The sequence below is a fragment of the Shinella sp. HZN7 genome, from assembly GCF_001652565.1.
GTDB lineage: Bacteria > Pseudomonadota > Alphaproteobacteria > Rhizobiales > Rhizobiaceae > Shinella > Shinella granuli.
The window spans coordinates 580,576-595,316 of the sequence record NZ_CP015737.1 but is presented as its reverse complement, the minus strand read 5'-3'; the positions used below and the strand labels follow the sequence as shown (position 1 = coordinate 595,316).

Annotated in this window: 14 protein-coding genes; 4 read left to right on the top strand and 10 right to left on the bottom strand. The window is 65.6% G+C overall.

Features of this window, described 5'->3' with window-relative positions:
* Positions 1 to 563 precede the first annotated feature (563 nt).
* The 6 genes from shn_RS25125 to shn_RS25100 form a co-directional block, all read right to left on the bottom strand.
* Positions 564 to 2,234: an amidohydrolase gene (locus tag shn_RS25125; protein WP_064333227.1), complete on the bottom strand. Its 1,671-nt coding sequence runs from the start codon at positions 2,232 to 2,234 to the stop codon at positions 564 to 566.
* A 20-nt stretch (positions 2,235 to 2,254) separates the two neighbouring features.
* A complete protein-coding gene (locus tag shn_RS25120) occupies positions 2,255 to 3,436 on the bottom strand; it encodes a serine hydrolase (protein WP_064333226.1) in 1,182 nt (393 codons plus the stop codon).
* Positions 3,437 to 3,515: 79 nt separating this feature from the next.
* Positions 3,516 to 4,556: an extracellular solute-binding protein gene (locus shn_RS25115; protein ID WP_064333304.1), complete on the bottom strand. Its 1,041-nt coding sequence runs from the start codon at positions 4,554 to 4,556 to the stop codon at positions 3,516 to 3,518.
* A gap of 35 nt (positions 4,557 to 4,591) precedes the next feature.
* Positions 4,592 to 5,395, bottom strand: a complete 804-nt coding sequence (locus shn_RS25110; protein WP_064333225.1) for an ABC transporter permease — start codon at positions 5,393 to 5,395, stop codon at positions 4,592 to 4,594.
* The gene (locus shn_RS25105) at positions 5,388 to 6,311 is read right to left on the bottom strand and encodes an ABC transporter permease (RefSeq protein ID WP_064333224.1); all 924 of its coding nucleotides are present in this window, start codon (positions 6,309 to 6,311) and stop codon (positions 5,388 to 5,390) included. Before shn_RS25105 ends, shn_RS25110 begins: the two co-directional genes overlap by 8 nt.
* 2 nt (positions 6,312 to 6,313) lie before the next feature.
* Complete coding sequence (locus shn_RS25100; RefSeq protein WP_064333223.1) at positions 6,314 to 7,414, bottom strand: ABC transporter ATP-binding protein; 1,101 nt, start codon at positions 7,412 to 7,414, stop codon at positions 6,314 to 6,316.
* 257 nt (positions 7,415 to 7,671) lie between these two features.
* Between shn_RS25100 and shn_RS25095 the strand changes: the two genes are divergently transcribed.
* Both shn_RS25095 and shn_RS36540 read left to right on the top strand, forming a co-directional pair.
* Positions 7,672 to 8,358 carry a GntR family transcriptional regulator gene (locus shn_RS25095; RefSeq protein WP_064333222.1) on the top strand — a complete coding sequence of 229 codons (687 nt, stop codon included), beginning with the start codon at positions 7,672 to 7,674 and terminating at the stop codon, positions 8,356 to 8,358.
* 118 nt (positions 8,359 to 8,476) lie between these two features.
* Positions 8,477 to 8,644: a hypothetical protein gene (locus shn_RS36540; RefSeq protein WP_162853155.1), complete on the top strand. Its 168-nt coding sequence runs from the start codon at positions 8,477 to 8,479 to the stop codon at positions 8,642 to 8,644.
* Between the two features lie 158 nt (positions 8,645 to 8,802).
* Here shn_RS36540 and shn_RS25090 read toward each other — a convergent pair whose 3' ends face one another.
* From shn_RS25090 to shn_RS25080, 3 genes are all read right to left on the bottom strand, one after another.
* Positions 8,803 to 10,461 (bottom strand): FMN-binding glutamate synthase family protein, encoded by a 1,659-nt coding sequence (locus tag shn_RS25090; protein ID WP_084438444.1) that lies wholly within the window; start codon positions 10,459 to 10,461, stop codon positions 8,803 to 8,805.
* Between the two features lie 248 nt (positions 10,462 to 10,709).
* On the bottom strand, positions 10,710 to 10,916 hold the full coding sequence (locus shn_RS25085) for a hypothetical protein (RefSeq protein ID WP_064333221.1): 207 nt from the start codon (positions 10,914 to 10,916) through the stop codon (positions 10,710 to 10,712).
* Positions 10,917 to 11,130: 214 nt separating this feature from the next.
* Complete coding sequence (locus shn_RS25080) at positions 11,131 to 11,658, bottom strand: NUDIX hydrolase (protein WP_145926049.1); 528 nt, start codon at positions 11,656 to 11,658, stop codon at positions 11,131 to 11,133.
* Between the two features lie 516 nt (positions 11,659 to 12,174).
* Between shn_RS25080 and shn_RS25075 the strand changes: the two genes are divergently transcribed.
* Positions 12,175 to 13,149, top strand: coding sequence for a threonine/serine dehydratase (locus shn_RS25075; protein ID WP_064333301.1), 975 nt, complete (start codon positions 12,175 to 12,177; stop codon positions 13,147 to 13,149).
* A gap of 19 nt (positions 13,150 to 13,168) precedes the next feature.
* Here the strand turns inward: shn_RS25075 and shn_RS25070 are convergent, their stop codons facing one another.
* Positions 13,169 to 13,606, bottom strand: a complete 438-nt coding sequence (locus shn_RS25070; RefSeq protein WP_245337441.1) for a thioesterase family protein — start codon at positions 13,604 to 13,606, stop codon at positions 13,169 to 13,171.
* Between the two features lie 89 nt (positions 13,607 to 13,695).
* Here shn_RS25070 and shn_RS25065 point away from each other — a divergent pair, with 89 nt between their 5' ends.
* Positions 13,696 to 14,652, top strand: coding sequence for a LysR family transcriptional regulator (locus tag shn_RS25065; protein WP_064333299.1), 957 nt, complete (start codon positions 13,696 to 13,698; stop codon positions 14,650 to 14,652).
* The last annotated feature ends 89 nt before the right edge of the window (positions 14,653 to 14,741 follow it).

The following is a 14,741-nucleotide window of genomic DNA, read 5'->3' as shown; positions in this document are numbered from 1 at the left end:
CCATGCCTACAATCCCCCATCCCGCCGCGGATACACCGCAAGGCGTTGCGGCGAGGCGGGGTCGGCGCGGGGCGTGAGGGGGCGACGCAAACCTTGACGCACCGGGCGCGCGGAAAATGGTCTCCCTCCGGCGAAACGGGGGAAATGGCGGGGCGTCGGACCGGACCGCCGTTTTGCCCCGATCACGTCGCCGGGCGTGCCTGTGTGGCACACAACATGGCGGCTGCACCGTGCGGCGTCCGAGGGTTCGGGCCCGGCTCGTGCGGCGCAGTGGAAGACGGTGCCGACCGGCAGTCATGGCTGCGGCACCGTGAATCCTGAGGGCGTGCATGACCCTTTCTTCGGAAGGGCGCGCCACCGTTCCCACGCACCCCGCCATCGCAGAGAGGCCGAAGTCGCGGGCAAAAACCGCCGAACGGGGCGCTGGACGGTGCCACATACAAACATTCAGTCGAGGCAGCCTCCAGCGCCCCGTCCGAATGCTTCTTTGACAAAGCCACGGGCGGAAATTCCGCCGCGTGGGTTGCTCTGTTGCCCTTATCGCGGCCTCGGCCCGACCACCTTCAGGCCTGATAGGTGATGCGCCCGTCGCACAGGGTCGTGACGGGCCGGATCGCGGCGAGGTTCGCATGGTCCGCGGCCTCGACATTGCCGGACAGCACGACGATATCCGCGAGATACCCCGGCTTCAGCATGCCTTTGCGGTCTTCCATGAACTCGACCCAGGCGCCGTTCTTCGTATAGGCGGCCAGCGTCTCGGCGAGCGAAAGCCGCTCGTCCTTCAGGCCCTCCTTCCACAGGCCGCGCGTCATGGCGCATTGGATGCAGTGCATCGGATCGAGCGGGGAGACCGGCCAGTCCGTCGCAAAGACGATCTCAGCCCCGGCATCGACCAGCGTGCGCCAGGCGAAGGCATAGGGCCAGCGGTCTTCGCCGATATAGGAGAGGTAGGGCTCGACCGGCAGGCCGGCGCTGCCCGGCGGATGGGTCGGCTGCATCGAGGCGACGGTGCCCAGTTCCCTGAAGCGGGGAATATCGTCGGGATGCACGACCTCGATATGCTCGATGCGGTTGCGGCTGTCGCGCTTGCCGTTCGCGTTGATGGCGGCCTCGTAGCCGTTCAGCACCATGCGCACGGCGCCGTCGCCGATGGCGTGGACCGCGACCGGCAGGCCGAGCCTGTCGGCGGCAATGGCGATGCTGTCGAAATGCTCCTGCGAGAACAGCGGCTCGCCCTTCCAGCCCGGCTGGTGCGCATAGTCGTCGATGAAGACGGCGGTGCCCGATTCCGTGACGCCGTCCATGAAGAGCTTGACGAAATCGCAGCGCAGGCGATCCGTGTCGAAGCGCTCGCGCCAGGCGGCGGCCTTCGTCTCGAGGTCCGAGAGCGGCATGAAGTTCTTCATGTGGAAGGGCATGCGCACGCGCACCGGCAGGCCCACCGTGCGCTCGATCTCGTCGAGCATTTCGAGCTGGTAGAGGCTGCCGTCCATATTCTGCAGCGAGGTGATGCCGAGCGAGGCGACATAGGCAAGGCCCCGCTTGATGACCTCGATGTCGCCCGCGCGCTCCTCCGCCGTCACATGCTCCGGGTCGCCGCCGGTGCCGACGCCGAGCATTTCGCGCCCGCCGGTCTCGCCGAAGGCGGAAACCGGGCGGATGGCGTTGCTCTCGCGCAGTTCCCCGCTCGCAAGGCCGTCCTCGCCCATGACGATCTCGTTGCCGACGCCGACATCCCGGCCCTCCAGGATGCCGCCCATCGTGAGGGCCGTCGTGTTGGCCCAGGCCGTGTGGTGGTCGGGCGCGACGATCAGGAGCGCCCGATCCGGCAGGATGCGGTCGAGATGGTGGCGCGTCATGCGCTCGTCGTCGGACAGGATCGTGTAATCGGCCTGCTGCGCGATGAGGAGCCGGCGCTCCGGATATTCGGCCGCATAGGCCTTCACCGCCTTCTCCAGCGCGTCAAACCCCTTGATGCCGGCCAGCGACAGTTCGCTGAGCTCGGCCGAACCGCCGAAGATGTGCATATGCGCTTCGTTGAAGCCGGGCAGCACGGTGCCGCCGCGAGCGTCGATCACATGGGTGTCGGGTCCGGAAAAGGTGTCGATCTCGGCTTCCGAGCCGACGGCCAGGATTCGGTTTCCGGCAATGGCAACCGCGTTCGCCCGCGGGTTCGCCGCGTCCATCGTCAGCACCCGCGCGTTGCGGATGATGAAGCTCGCTTCCGTCTGCATGGCGTGTCCTCGAATCGCGTTCAGATTGCCCGGCGGCAGAGCGCCCGGAAGAAGGTGAAGACGTCCTGGTTCTCCTCGTCGCCCAGCGGTTCCGGCTGGGAGGAAAGCTTGACGATGACGGTCTCGGTGCTCGGATCGACATAGAGCCACTGGCCATGGATGCCGATCGCGCAGAAGGCGCCGTCGGCCTCGCCCGACTGGTACCATTGGCTGCGGTAGCGCCCGTTCGGCAGGTCGACATTGCGGCCCTCTCGCCAGGCTTCCCGGTCGCCGTTCTCCTGCATGTCGCGGATCCAGCCTTCCGGCACGATCTGCCGGCCGTTGCGCACGCCGTGGTTCCGCAGCAGTTCGCCGAGGCGGGCAAGGTCACGCGCCGTCATGGAAACGCCGCCCGCGGTGCGCGGCGTGCCGATCGCGTCCACCGTGATATCGGCATTGCCTTTCGCGCCCATCGGCTTCCAGAGCAAATCGGAGGCGAGGTCGGAAAAACGCGCGCCCGTGACGCGCTCGATGACGACGCCGAGCAGGTCGGCATTCGGTGAGGCATAGTAGAACGGCCCGCCATGCGGCCGCTCGGCCTTCTCAAGGGTGACGAGGAAAGAGGCGAGCGTCTCCGGCGCGATGTCCGGTTCCGGCGGGTTCCACAGCATGGCGCGGCGATAGCGCGCGAAGGCGCCGTGCGGGTCGAGATAGGCTTCCTCGAAATCGAGGCTGACGCGCATGTCGAGCACGTCGCGATAGGTGCAGTCGCCGTAGACGCTGCCCTTGGCCTCCGGCAGATAATCCGTCACCGGGCGGTCGGGATCGATCAGCCCCTCGGCCTCCAGGATGCCGGAGACGACGGCCGTCAGCGACTTCGAGATGGAGAAGACGAGATGCGGCGCATCCGGGTCGGCATGCGGGGCATAATATTCCGCGACGACCTCACCCCGGCGCATCATCACGAAGGCGTCCGTATGGGCAAAGTCGAGGAAGGCGCGGGCGCTCGCGGCGCCTGCAAGGCCGGTCTCCATCGCCGCATCGAGAAAGGCGTCGCTGGCGAGCGGCACTTCGGCGGCCGGCACCTCGGCCGCGATCACCGCCGTCGGCACGAGATCGCGGACATTCTGGAAGGTCCAGCGGCTATAGGGCGCGGTGCGCCAGTTGGCGAGCGTGATATCCGCACGGGCAAAGCCGTGCCTGTCCTTGAACGTCTTGATCATGGCATATCCAACCGAAGGCGCGGGAAGGCGCCAGGCCCTCCCGCGTACGGCCGTCCTCGTTTCCTTGCGGCCTTGCCGCTTACTTCTGCAGTTCGGTCCAGATCCTGGTATAGAGCTGCTGTACGTCGGGTTCGCAGCTTGCGAGGAACTCGCCCGCGGGCTGGAATTCAGCCGGCACGACCAGTTCCGGCGCATCCTGCATGTCGGCCGGCAGGAACTGCTCCGATCCCTTGACGCCGTTGGAATACTTGGCGAAGGCGGAGATCAGGGCCGCATTCTCCGGCTCCATGATGAAGTTCATGAACAGCTTGGCGTTCTCGGTGTTCTTTGCGTCCTTGAGGAGCGCGACGCTGTCCATGAAGTAGGGGAAGCCCTCCTTCGGGTAGCCGAACTTGATGTCCGCATTCTTGATGCGCGAGCGCATGATGGCGCCGTTCCAGTAGTAGACGGCGGCATAGTCGCCGGCCGGCAGCTTCTCGGTCACGCTGTAGTCCATGGCGAGCCATTTCGTCTTCGCTTCGACGAGCTTGTCGCGAACCTTGCGCAGGACGTCCTTGTCCGTCGTGCACCAGTCACCGCCGAAATACTTGATGGTGGCGAAGAGGACGTCGTTCATCTCCGGCGCGACGTTGATCTTGCCGGCCAGTTCCTCCGGCGGATCGAGGAAGATCGCCGAGGTGTTGATGTCGCCCTTGTAGACCGAGGTGTTGACACCGATGCCGGTCAGGCCCCACTGCCACGGAACGGTGTAGTGGCGGCCCGGATCCCACGGCACGTCGACCCAGCGCTCGTCGACATTCTTGAAGTTCTCCATCTGGTCCGGCCGGGCTTCCTGCAGCAGGCCTTCCTTGATCCAGATCTGCACGTAGTTCGCCGAGGGCACGACGACATCGAAACCGTGGCCGCCGGCGCGGACCTTGGCAAGCGCCGTGTCGTTCGAATCGTAGTCGGTGACCGTGACCTTGACGTCGAACTTCTCCTCGAACTTCTTGATCAGCTCCGGATTGGTGTAGTCGCCCCAGTTGTAGATGTTGAGCTGGCCGGCCGCCGAAGCGGCATTCGCCGCGAACAGCATGGCAATCGCCGCCGTTGCTGTCGTCGTCATCCATTTCGTTTTCATTCTCTGTTCCTCTCTGTCGTTGTTCGTCGAGATGATCACTGTTTTTTCCGGTTGATGAAGAAGAAGACCACGACGAGCGCCGTCGAAAGCGCCAGGAAGACCGTTGCGATGGCATTGATCTCGGGTGTCGTCTCGCGCCGGAGCTGTCCCAGCATATAGGTCGGCAGGGTGTCCTGTCCGCCGGATTTCACGAATTCCGTGATGACCACGTCATCCAGCGAGATGACGAAAGCCAGCATGAAGCCGGCGATGACCGCCGGGCGCAGCAGGGGCAGGGTCACGTGCCGGAAGGTCTGCCAGCGCGTGGCGTAGAGATCGGCCGCCGCCCGCTCCAGCGTCAGGTCCATGCTCTCCAGCCGGGCGCGGATGGGCAGGTAGGCGAAGGGAATGCAGAAGGCGGTGTGCGCGACGACCAGGTAACCGAGGCCCGAATAGCCGGTCCAGACCTTGATGCGCGAAAAGACGATGAGCAGCGCCACGGCCGTGACGATCTCCGGCACCATGAGCGGCTGGTTGATCAGCGCATATTTGAAGGTGAGGCCGCGATAGGGCGTCGTGCGTGTCGTCGCAAGGGCCGCCATGGTGGCGGCGATCGTGGCGAGGAAGGCCGCCCAGATCGCGATGACCAGCGACCGGATGGCCGCATCCTGAACGGCCGCGTTCTGCCAGGCCGCAACGAACCAGCGCGCGGAGAACCCATCCCAGCGCGACAGGGATTCCGCGCCGTTGAAGGAGTAGATGACCAGCGCGGCGATCGGCAGGTAGAGCGCGAAGAAGGTGAAGAGGGTGATGAGCCCGAAGCCGGGCTGGGAGCGGATGTCGAAATGCGACTTAAACATGGCTCGAACCTCCGCGCGAGGCGTTGCGCACGTAGAAGATCAGCGCGACCATCACCAGGGCCATCAGGGTGATCGACATGGCGGCGCCGAGCGGCCAGTTGCGGCCCGATCCGAACTGCATCTCGATGAGGTTCCCGAGCATCATGTTCTTGCCGCCGCCAAGCACGCGCGGAATGACATAAGCGCCGAGCGACGGGATGAAGACGAGGATGGAGCCGGCGATGATGCCGGGTTTGACAAGCGGGATCACGATACGGCGCAGGACCTGCAGGCGGCTCGCATAGAGGTCGTATCCCGCCTCCACCAGCCGGAAATCGAGCTTCTCGATCGAGGCATAGAGCGGCAGCACCATGAGCGGCAGGTAGACATAGGTCATGCCGAGCAGGTTGGCCGTGTCCGTATACATGATCTGCAGGGGCCTTTCGATCACGCCGAGCCAGATCAGTGCATTGTTCAGGAGGCCTTCGTTGCGGATGACCTGCTGCATGGCGAAGGTGCGGATCAGGAGGTTGGTCCAGAACGGGATCGTGACGAGGAAGACCCAGATCTCGCGGCTGTGCGGCGGCCGCGTCGCGATGAAATAGGCGGTCGGAAAACCGAGGATCAGGGTGAGGAGCGTCGTGAAGAACGACAGTTGGAGCGAGCGCCAAATGATCGACAGATGCGCATCCGCAAGGCCGAGCGTGTCGTCGAATATGTCGCGCTGGAAGAAGACCGAGACCCAGCCGTCGAGCGAGAACTCTCCGAACCTAACGTCGCCGTAATCGCCCTTCGCCATGAAGGAGTAAAGCAGCATCACGAGCAGCGGACCGACCGCCGCAAAGAAGATGATGAGCAGGGCCGGCGCGCTGAGCAGCCAGCGGGAGCGGATATCCTGTTTCTGCGCCGCCAGAGCGGCTTCCCGTGCGCCGCTCATCGTCAATCCCTCAGGATCTGGGCGACGTCGTCGCTGAGGCTGATGCCGACCGCGTCGTCCTTGGAAAAGCCGCAGGACCCGCTGCGGGCATTCTGCTGGCGCACGGTGAAGGTCGTGCCGTCCTCGAGGCGGATGTGGAAATGCGTGTCCGTGCCGAGATAGACGATCTCGCGGATGATGCCGCGCAGCACAGAGGCGGGAGAGGGCGTCCCGACCTGGGCATGTTCGGGACGGATGACGACCGTCACCTTGCCGCCCGGCGTCACGTCCGCCGGGAAGGTCGCCGGGATCTCCGCGCCGGAGGAGAGCCGCACGCGCGCCCGGTCGCCGGAAACCGCGACGACCTCGGCCTCCAGAAAATTCGTCTCGCCGATGAAGTCGGCCACGAAACGCTCGGCCGGGCGGTCGTAGATGTCCCAGGGCGAGCCCACCTGGCGCACCGTGCCCGTCGACATGACGGCGATGCGATCGGACATGGTGAGCGCCTCCTCCTGGTCGTGCGTGACGAAGACGAAGGTGATGCCGGTTTCGGTCTGGAGGCGCTTCAGCTCCATCTGCATGGACTTGCGCAATTTCAGGTCGAGCGCGGAAAGCGGCTCGTCGAGCAGGAGCACCTTCGGCCGCGGCGCCAGCGCCCGGGCGAGCGCCACGCGCTGCTGCTGGCCGCCGGAAAGCTGGGTGACCGGGTTGCCGCCGCGTCCCTCCAGATGCACGAGCTTCAGCATGTCCTTGACGACGCTGTCGATTTCCGAACGGGGCTTGCCGAGCATCTTGAGGCCGAAGCCGATGTTCTCGGCCACCGTCAGATGCGGGAAGAGGGCATAGTTCTGGAAGACCGTGTTGACCGGCCGCTGGTTCGGCAGAAGGCTGGAAATGTCCACACCGTCGAGCAGGACCTGCCCCTCGGTCGGCAGCTCGAAGCCGGCGATCATGCGCAGAAGCGTGGTCTTGCCACAGCCGGACGGGCCGAGAAGGGTGAAGAACTCGTTCGACCGGATATCCAGCGTCACGTCGTCGACAGCCTGGAAATTGCCGAACCATTTCTTGATGCCATGCATGCCGATGGCGCCGCCATGGGCCGCGGTCGTTCGGGTCTCAGTCATCGGTTCCCCGTTTATCGTCCGGCGTCCCGAGCTTCCTCCGCCCAGAGCGCCGGCTGTCCTCTGTCCGGCCGCTGATCACGGCTCTCATGTGATAGGCTTATCTTGCTTATGATCACAACAAATCATAATTTGATCAAATCTGTAAAGGGCCATTTTGAGCTTTGCGATTTTATCCGCCCTGCGTGCAAGGGCCGCAGAATTCAGCCCAGGGACGATAAACCGGCCTGGACCGGATCGACAGAGGGGAGGGTTTCAGCATGCTGGTTGCAGCCGGTCGCGAAGCGTCCGAATCCGCCAAGCAATGGGTCTACCGCGTGCTGCGGCGGGCCGTCATGACGGGCCAGTTCGAGCCGGGCGATCCGGTAACGATCAACGGGCTGGCCGAAACCCTCGGCGTCAGCGCCATGCCGGTGCGCGAGGCGCTGCACAGGCTGGTCGCCGACGGGGCCCTCGAACTGCTCGACAACCGCCGTGTGCGCGTGCCCGACCTCGACCCGCAACAGTTCGAGGAGGTGCTGGAGGCCCGCATCGCGCTCGAAACCCGCGCGGCGGAACGCGCCATGCCCTTCATCGACGAAGGGCGTCTCGTCCGACTTCGCGCCTTCGACCGGCAGGCCGACGAGGCGCTGGCACGGCGCGATTTCGGCCGTCTGGTAGAGGCGAATTTCGACTTTCACCGCTGCCTCTACGAGGCGCGGCCCGGCACCGTGATCCTGCCGCTGATCGAATCCCTCTGGCTGCGCCTCGCCCCCTTCATGTGCCGGGCGGGCGAGACCCTGTTCACGACCTACCAGATCGACCGCCATGCCGAAGCGCTCGACGCCATCGTCGCGCGCGATCCCGAGGCACTCAAGGCCGCGATCGCCGCGGATATCCGCGACGGCACGGGCCATCTCGGCCACAAGCATTTCGAACAGAGGGGCATCGCGAGGAGGGCGGGCTGACGGCAACGCGCCCGACGGGCGATCACATCCGCGTTCTTCTTCCGCAGGCGCTTGCCGAAAGGGGCAAATCGCCGGTAAAGCTCTCGGCGACTGCCACGCCTGCGCACCGGAGGATGCCATGAAGGACGACAATGTTCTGAAATTCGAACGCCGGAAGCCGCAGCAGGACGACAAGAACAAGCCGAAGACGCCGCCACCGAAGAAGGGCCTGATCTGGATCGCCGTCCTTGTCGCGATCGCGCTCGTGTGGGCCTACTACCAGTTCGTCGCGCCGCAGACGCTGTAGCCAGGCGGCTTCGATCCCTGGAGGAGGGCCGAGTGACACATGCGGGCGCCAAAGTCACATAAGCTGAATTATGGAACACAGATAATCGACGGCGCCCATTCTTGCCCCGGCCAGAGCCTGGGCGGCTGCGCCCCGGATTATCCGGGGCGCCAGGCGCCTCACGCGGCCTCGCGCTTGCGGAACGGCCCGTGCGGAATTTCCGGCGGGGCGAAACTCTCGGCACTGGCGCGGTCCCAGCGGGCATGCCAGTCGGCGAGCTCCGGAATTTCCCTGCCGGCGACAAGAAAGCCCTCGGGCAGATAGGGATAGGCTTCGTTGCCGTCGAGGAACTCGTTGTCCTTCTGGCGGAACATGAAGTGGTACGGCATGAAGTCGCTCGGATTGGCGAGGCCGGCCGCTCCGGCGATCTCTCCCAGAGCCCGCATGGTGTTGCGGTGGAAGCGCGCGACGCGGTCGCTCTTGTCGCCGAGGTCGATCGCACGCTGGCGTACCGGGTCCTGGGTGGCGATGCCGACCGGGCAGCGATTGGTGTGGCAGGACTGTGCCTGGATGCAGCCGATGGCGAACATGAAGCCGCGGGCGGCGTTGCACCAGTCCGCACCGAGGGCCAGCGTGCGGGCGATGTCGAAGGCGGAGACGATCTTGCCCGCGGCGCCGATGCGGACCTGATCGCGGATACCGGCGCCGCGCAACGTGTTGTGCACGAAGGTCAGCCCTTCGAGCATCGGCATCCCGACGCGGTTGGCGAATTCCACCGGGGCGGCGCCCGTCCCGCCTTCCGCACCGTCGACCACGATGAAATCGGGAACGATACCCGTCCGAAGCATGGCCTTGACCATGCTCATGAATTCACGCCGGTGGCCGATGCACAGCTTGAAGCCGACCGGCTTTCCGCCGGAAAGCTCGCGCAACTGCCCGACGAACTGCATCAGGCCGACCGGTGTCGAAAACGTGCTGTGCGCGGCTGGCGAGATGCAGTCGATACCCATCGGGATGCCGCGCGCTTCGGCGATTTCAGGCGAGATCTTCGAGGCCGGCAGCATGCCGCCATGGCCGGGTTTCGCCCCCTGGCTCAGCTTGATCTCGATCATCTTGATCTGCGGGTCGGCGGAAAGCCGGGCGAACTTTTCCGGCGAGAAGCGGCCATCCTCGCCGCGGCAACCGAAATAGCCGGACGCGACCTGGTAGATCAGGTCGCCGCCGCCCTGCCGGTGGTAGCGGCTGATGCTGCCCTCCCCCGTATCATGCGCGAACCCGCCCTTGCGCGCCCCGGTATTGAGGGCGAGGACGGCGTTGCCCGACAGCGAGCCGAAGCTCATGGCCGAGATATTGTAGAGGCTGGCATCGTAGGGCTGCCGGCAGGCCGGACCGCCGACGCGCACCCGGAAATCCGTGTCGGCGATGGTGACCGGCGTTGCCGAGTGGGTGAGCCAGGCATAGCCGGAGCCGTAGACATTCTCGATCGTGCCGAACGGCCGCTTGTCCTCCTCCCCCTTGGCGCGCTGGTAGACGAGGCCGCGATCCTGCCGGTTGAACGGAACCGCGTCATTGTCGCTTTCGATGATGTACTGGCGGATCTCCGGCCGGATGCTCTCCAGAAGGAAGCGCAGGTGCCCGACCACCGGATAGTTGCGCAGGATCGCGTGCCTGCGCTGGCGCAGGTCGTGAATGCCGAGAAGGAACAACGCGCCGCAGATCGCGGCGACGAGGAACAGCCAGCCGTTGTAGAGCAGGGCACCGCCGAGGGAGGCGAACGCGGCCACCCCGACGAGGAAGAACACAGCATAACGCTGATTGGAGACGAGGGCCTTTACCATGTTTCTGGTCCGAAAATCGCTGGTATCGTGGGAGATCGATGTGACCGGGCGTTCACTGGAGGGAATGCGGCGAACGACGCCACCGTGCCGGTACCACATCTTTGTGTCAGTAGATGTTTACCGGACGGTAAAAGCGGTCGTCCGCCGCACCCCATGCCAGTCGGCAATTCCGATGGAATGCGGTCCACCGGAATTGCCCTGGATATTTCATCCGACGCCGAAGCGGTGCCGCTGCGGCAGGACCTGCTCTAGAAGCTTGCGCCCACCAGTTTTTCCGTCAGCGCGTTGCGATCCTCGATGGATTGCAGGCGCACCGTCAGGGCCGTGCTCTTCACGGGAACCTGCGGCGGCAGGGAGAAGGCGATGCCCGGCAGGTTCTCGGCCGCCCATTGCCTGAAACGGGGCAGCTTGTTCGGGCCGCTGATGGGGAAGGTATGGCTGTATCGGAAGCTCATTTCGGCTCTTTCTGAACAGGGGCAAGGCGGCGGCGCAGAGATGCGGCCGGCCTTGCTCCGCAGGTTTTCATCTTGGATCGGGAGGCGATATCCTGGCGCCGCTCTTGCATTCGCAGTCAGCAGCGCCAGGCCGTCAGCAGTCGGCGCTGATCCTGTGAAAGAGACGGGCGGGAACGTGGCGGCGGGCCGGGCGGGGCGGAACCATCGCGCTACCTCACCGTCCACCGGCCAGCGGCTCGCCGGGCGGATGCTTCCATCCGCCGGACGGACCGAGCACCTGCGGCGCGGTGTCGAGCGTGCGCACGAAGGCGGCGAGCTCCGCGTCGTTGAGCCGGTCGGCCGCCGCGGCGAGGGAGAACCAGCGCCGCTGCCTCTGCCCCTTCTCGCGCCAGTGGCTCAGCGTGCCGCGCACCTTCATGCCGAACACCAGGACGCGGCAGGGAACCTGCGAGCCGTCGTCCAGCGCCTTCATGTAGCGGTAGCAGGTCACCGGCAACGGCGAGACGTCACCGATGACGCCGGCCTCCTCGAAGGCTTCCCGGGATGCCGCGGCGCCTGCCGGGCGGTCCTTCATCGGCCATCCCTTCGGCACGATCCATCGACCGCGCCGGCGCGAGGTGATGAGCAATATCTTCGGCTCGCCATCGCGCCGCAGGCGCCAGGGGAGCACCCCGACCTGCTGCAATTCGTCCGGACCATCTTGGACGGAGGGAGCGCCGGTGCACGCTGCGTTGTCCATCATCCCTTCCTCCCCTCGCCCGGCCGTAAGGAAACCATCGCGCCGCGCCCATGGCGGATGCCGGAAACGGCGCGTACGAGAACGGGCGCCTTGCACCAGGGGCAGCGGCTGGCCGCGCGCGGGAGATGCCGGTCGCAGGTGAGGCAGATTTTGGGGGAATGAGACAAGGACATGGAAATGCTCCATCGGAACGCCGCAAGGGCGAGACGACATGAACCGCACTGTTGGATCGTGTGGGTTCCCGGAGCGACGGGATCTGCGGCGGCGTTACAGGATCAAGACAGCCGGCTCCGGGTCAGGGAGCGCGCTTGATCGCGAAGCCTCGAAATTCTGACGGACGTTTCCATGCACATGACCTGCAATTGGCCGTTCAATGCGGCAATTTCAAGAGGGTGCGTCCTTCTGCTGCATGGTGCCGTTCGAGGCGCAGACGCTCCTGTCACCATGACAAGAACGGACATTCTCAAGCGGGCGGCGGCATTCTATGAGATGGCACCGCATCAGCCGAAAGCCTGCTCCATGACATCCATCGAAATGATCGTCGCCGCCAGATCCCGCCTGCAGGGCCATGCCCGGCGGACACCGCTCCTGTCCTCGCCCTTCCTGGACGAGATGGCGGGGCGGCGCGTCCTCGTGAAGGCGGAATGCCTGCAGCACACCGGCTCCTTCAAGTTCCGCGGCGGCTGGTCCGCCCTTTCGGGGCTGGCGCCGGAGGTGCGCACGCGCGGCGTGATCGCCTTTTCGTCGGGAAATCACGCCCAGGGCGTCGCCCTCGCCGCCACGCGCCACGGCGTTCCCTCGGTCATCATCATGCCCTCCGACGCGCCGACGCTGAAGATCGAGAACACCCGCGCCTTCGGGGCCGAGGTGGTTCTCTACGACCGCGGCACGGAAGACCGGGACGCCATCGGCGCGCGGCTGTCCGAAGAGCGCGGCCTGACGCTGATCCGGCCCTTCGACGAGCCATTGGTCATCGCCGGCCAGGGCACGACCGGCCTCGAAATCGCGGAACAGGCGGAAGAGGAAGGCATAAAGACAGCCGACGTGCTGGTGCCCTGCGGCGGCGGCGGGCTCAGCTCGGGCATCGCCCTTGCCCTCGAGGCCGCCGCTCCGGGCTTCACCATGCGCCCCTGCGAGCCGGAAGGTTTCGACGACACCACGCGCTCGCTGGCGGCCGGAGATATCGTGCGGAACGCCACGATGACGGGCTCGATCTGCGACGCGATCGTCACGCCGGAACCGGGCAGGATCACCTTTCCGATTCTGCAGCGTCTGGCCGGGGCCGGCATCGCCGTGACGGAGGAGGAGGTGCTCGGCGCCATGGCGCTCGCCTTCAAGCGGCTGAAGATCGTCGTGGAGCCCGGCGGAGCCGTCGCCCTTGCGGCGGCGCTGTTCCACGGTGCCGCGATCGAAGGCGATGCGGTGATTGCCGTGACCTCCGGCGGCAATGTCGATACGGACCTGTTCGCCGCGGCGCTCCGGCGCTTCGGCTGAGGGCGCAGCCTTCCTTCGGCTACACGCCGTCAGGGCCTGCCCTGTCCGTCTCGGCAAGGGGACGAACACCGCTCAGAAGCACCTCCGGGAGGGGGCGGGCCTCCCGTCGCGCGAGGTCGAAATAGACGGAGACGGCGATGAGCTCGGCACAAAGCTGGTCGTCCGCCTTGTTCGTCAGCCGGTGGCGGGTGGTGAGCGAGGTGCGCCCGACCTTCACGACGGCGCTGCGGACCTCGAACAGGCTGCCGACCGGCAGCTCCCGGCGGAAATCGATCTCGTAGCGGCGGTCCGCCCAGCCCTCCTGCCGCTCGGCAATCCACGTCGCCGAATAGCCCGCCGCGGCGATGAGATGCCAGAACGCCTGGTCGAAGGCAGCGATGTAGTATTGCACGTTCATATGCCCCATCGCATCGCACTGCGCGGGATAGACGACGCCCTGATAGGTCAGAAGCGGCACGGCGGATCTCCTTTGTCCGGTTGAACCCTTTGACGCCCGATAGGCGCATGCAATAGTTGCCGCCCGAAGCATAATTCCGGGGAATGCACATGGCGCGGCAAAGACGGCGTTTCGTCTGGGAAATCGACTGGAACCTGCTCAGGACCTTCATGGTGATCGTGCAGGAGCGCGGGCTGACGGCGGCGGGCGAAAAGCTCTCCCTGAAACAGCCGACCGTCAGCAATGCGCTGAAGCGGCTGGAAACCCATATGGGCTGCCGGCTCGTCGAGCGGAACGCCTCGCATTTCGCCGTCACGCCGGCCGGCCAGCGTCTGTTCAGCGAGTGCATCGCGCTGTTCGAGATCGTTTCCGGGCTGCCGCAGCAGATGGAGGAGCAGCCCGGCGACCTCACCGGTCATATCGAGATCGCGTTGGCCAGCCACGTCGTCTGCCCGTTCCTCGACGAGGTGCTGGCCGGCTTCCACACGACCTTTCCGCAGGTCACGCTGTCGCTCTCCGTCGCCTCCAGCCAGGAGGTGATGGCCGCCGTGCTCAACCGCGATGCCGGCTTCGGCGTCTGCCTGATGCAGGAGCGGCATCCGAAGCTCGAATATGACGTGCTCTACCGGGAGAGTTTCGGCTATTTCTGCGGCGCGCGGCATCCGCTGTTCGGCGTGGCGGACCTGCCGCTGCAGGCGCTGCGCCAGGAGCCCTACGTCTCCTTCAAGACGGACCAGATGTCCGGCGCGCTCTGGCCCGTGGCGCTGCTGCGCCAGCAGGAAGGATTCGAGGGCCAGACCGTCGGCACCTCCTCGCATCTGGAAGAGGTCAAGCGGCTGATCATCGCCGGCTTCGGCTTCGGGCCGCTGCCGATCCATGTGGTGGAGGAGGACGTGCGCGCCGGCCGCCTCTGGCGCCTGCCGCCCTATGAGGATCCGCCGGTCATCGACGTGCACCTCGTCTATGACGGCACGGCCCGCCGCAGCCGCGCCGAGACGATCCTGCTTGCCGAACTGCGCCAAGCGATCGCCACGATACCCTTCGCGCAAAGGACCTATCCCGCATAGAGTATTTCCGCTTTTCCTCGAATCGCGAAACCGCTCTATCTGTTTGTTTTTACGCAGTTCCGGACGCAAACCGCTTCGCACTTCTGCTG

What these genes read in the sequence shown, in the direction of transcription:
- shn_RS25125 (WP_064333227.1), bottom strand. Translation starts at nt 2,234, where the DNA reads ATGCAGACGGAAGCGAGCTTCATCATCCGCAACGCGCGGGTGCTGACG.
- shn_RS25120 (WP_064333226.1), bottom strand. Translation starts at nt 3,436, where the DNA reads ATGATCAAGACGTTCAAGGACAGGCACGGCTTTGCCCGTGCGGATATC.
- shn_RS25115 (WP_064333304.1), bottom strand. Translation starts at nt 4,556, where the DNA reads ATGAAAACGAAATGGATGACGACGACAGCAACGGCGGCGATTGCCATG.
- shn_RS25110 (WP_064333225.1), bottom strand. Translation starts at nt 5,395, where the DNA reads ATGTTTAAGTCGCATTTCGACATCCGCTCCCAGCCCGGCTTCGGGCTC.
- shn_RS25105 (WP_064333224.1), bottom strand. Translation starts at nt 6,311, where the DNA reads ATGAGCGGCGCACGGGAAGCCGCTCTGGCGGCGCAGAAACAGGATATC.
- shn_RS25100 (WP_064333223.1), bottom strand. Translation starts at nt 7,414, where the DNA reads ATGACTGAGACCCGAACGACCGCGGCCCATGGCGGCGCCATCGGCATG.
- shn_RS25095 (WP_064333222.1), top strand. Translation starts at nt 7,672, where the DNA reads ATGCTGGTTGCAGCCGGTCGCGAAGCGTCCGAATCCGCCAAGCAATGG.
- shn_RS36540 (WP_162853155.1), top strand. Translation starts at nt 8,477, where the DNA reads ATGAAGGACGACAATGTTCTGAAATTCGAACGCCGGAAGCCGCAGCAG.
- shn_RS25090 (WP_084438444.1), bottom strand. Translation starts at nt 10,461, where the DNA reads ATGGTAAAGGCCCTCGTCTCCAATCAGCGTTATGCTGTGTTCTTCCTC.
- shn_RS25085 (WP_064333221.1), bottom strand. Translation starts at nt 10,916, where the DNA reads ATGAGCTTCCGATACAGCCATACCTTCCCCATCAGCGGCCCGAACAAG.
- shn_RS25080 (WP_145926049.1), bottom strand. Translation starts at nt 11,658, where the DNA reads ATGATGGACAACGCAGCGTGCACCGGCGCTCCCTCCGTCCAAGATGGT.
- shn_RS25075 (WP_064333301.1), top strand. Translation starts at nt 12,175, where the DNA reads ATGACATCCATCGAAATGATCGTCGCCGCCAGATCCCGCCTGCAGGGC.
- shn_RS25065 (WP_064333299.1), top strand. Translation starts at nt 13,696, where the DNA reads ATGGCGCGGCAAAGACGGCGTTTCGTCTGGGAAATCGACTGGAACCTG.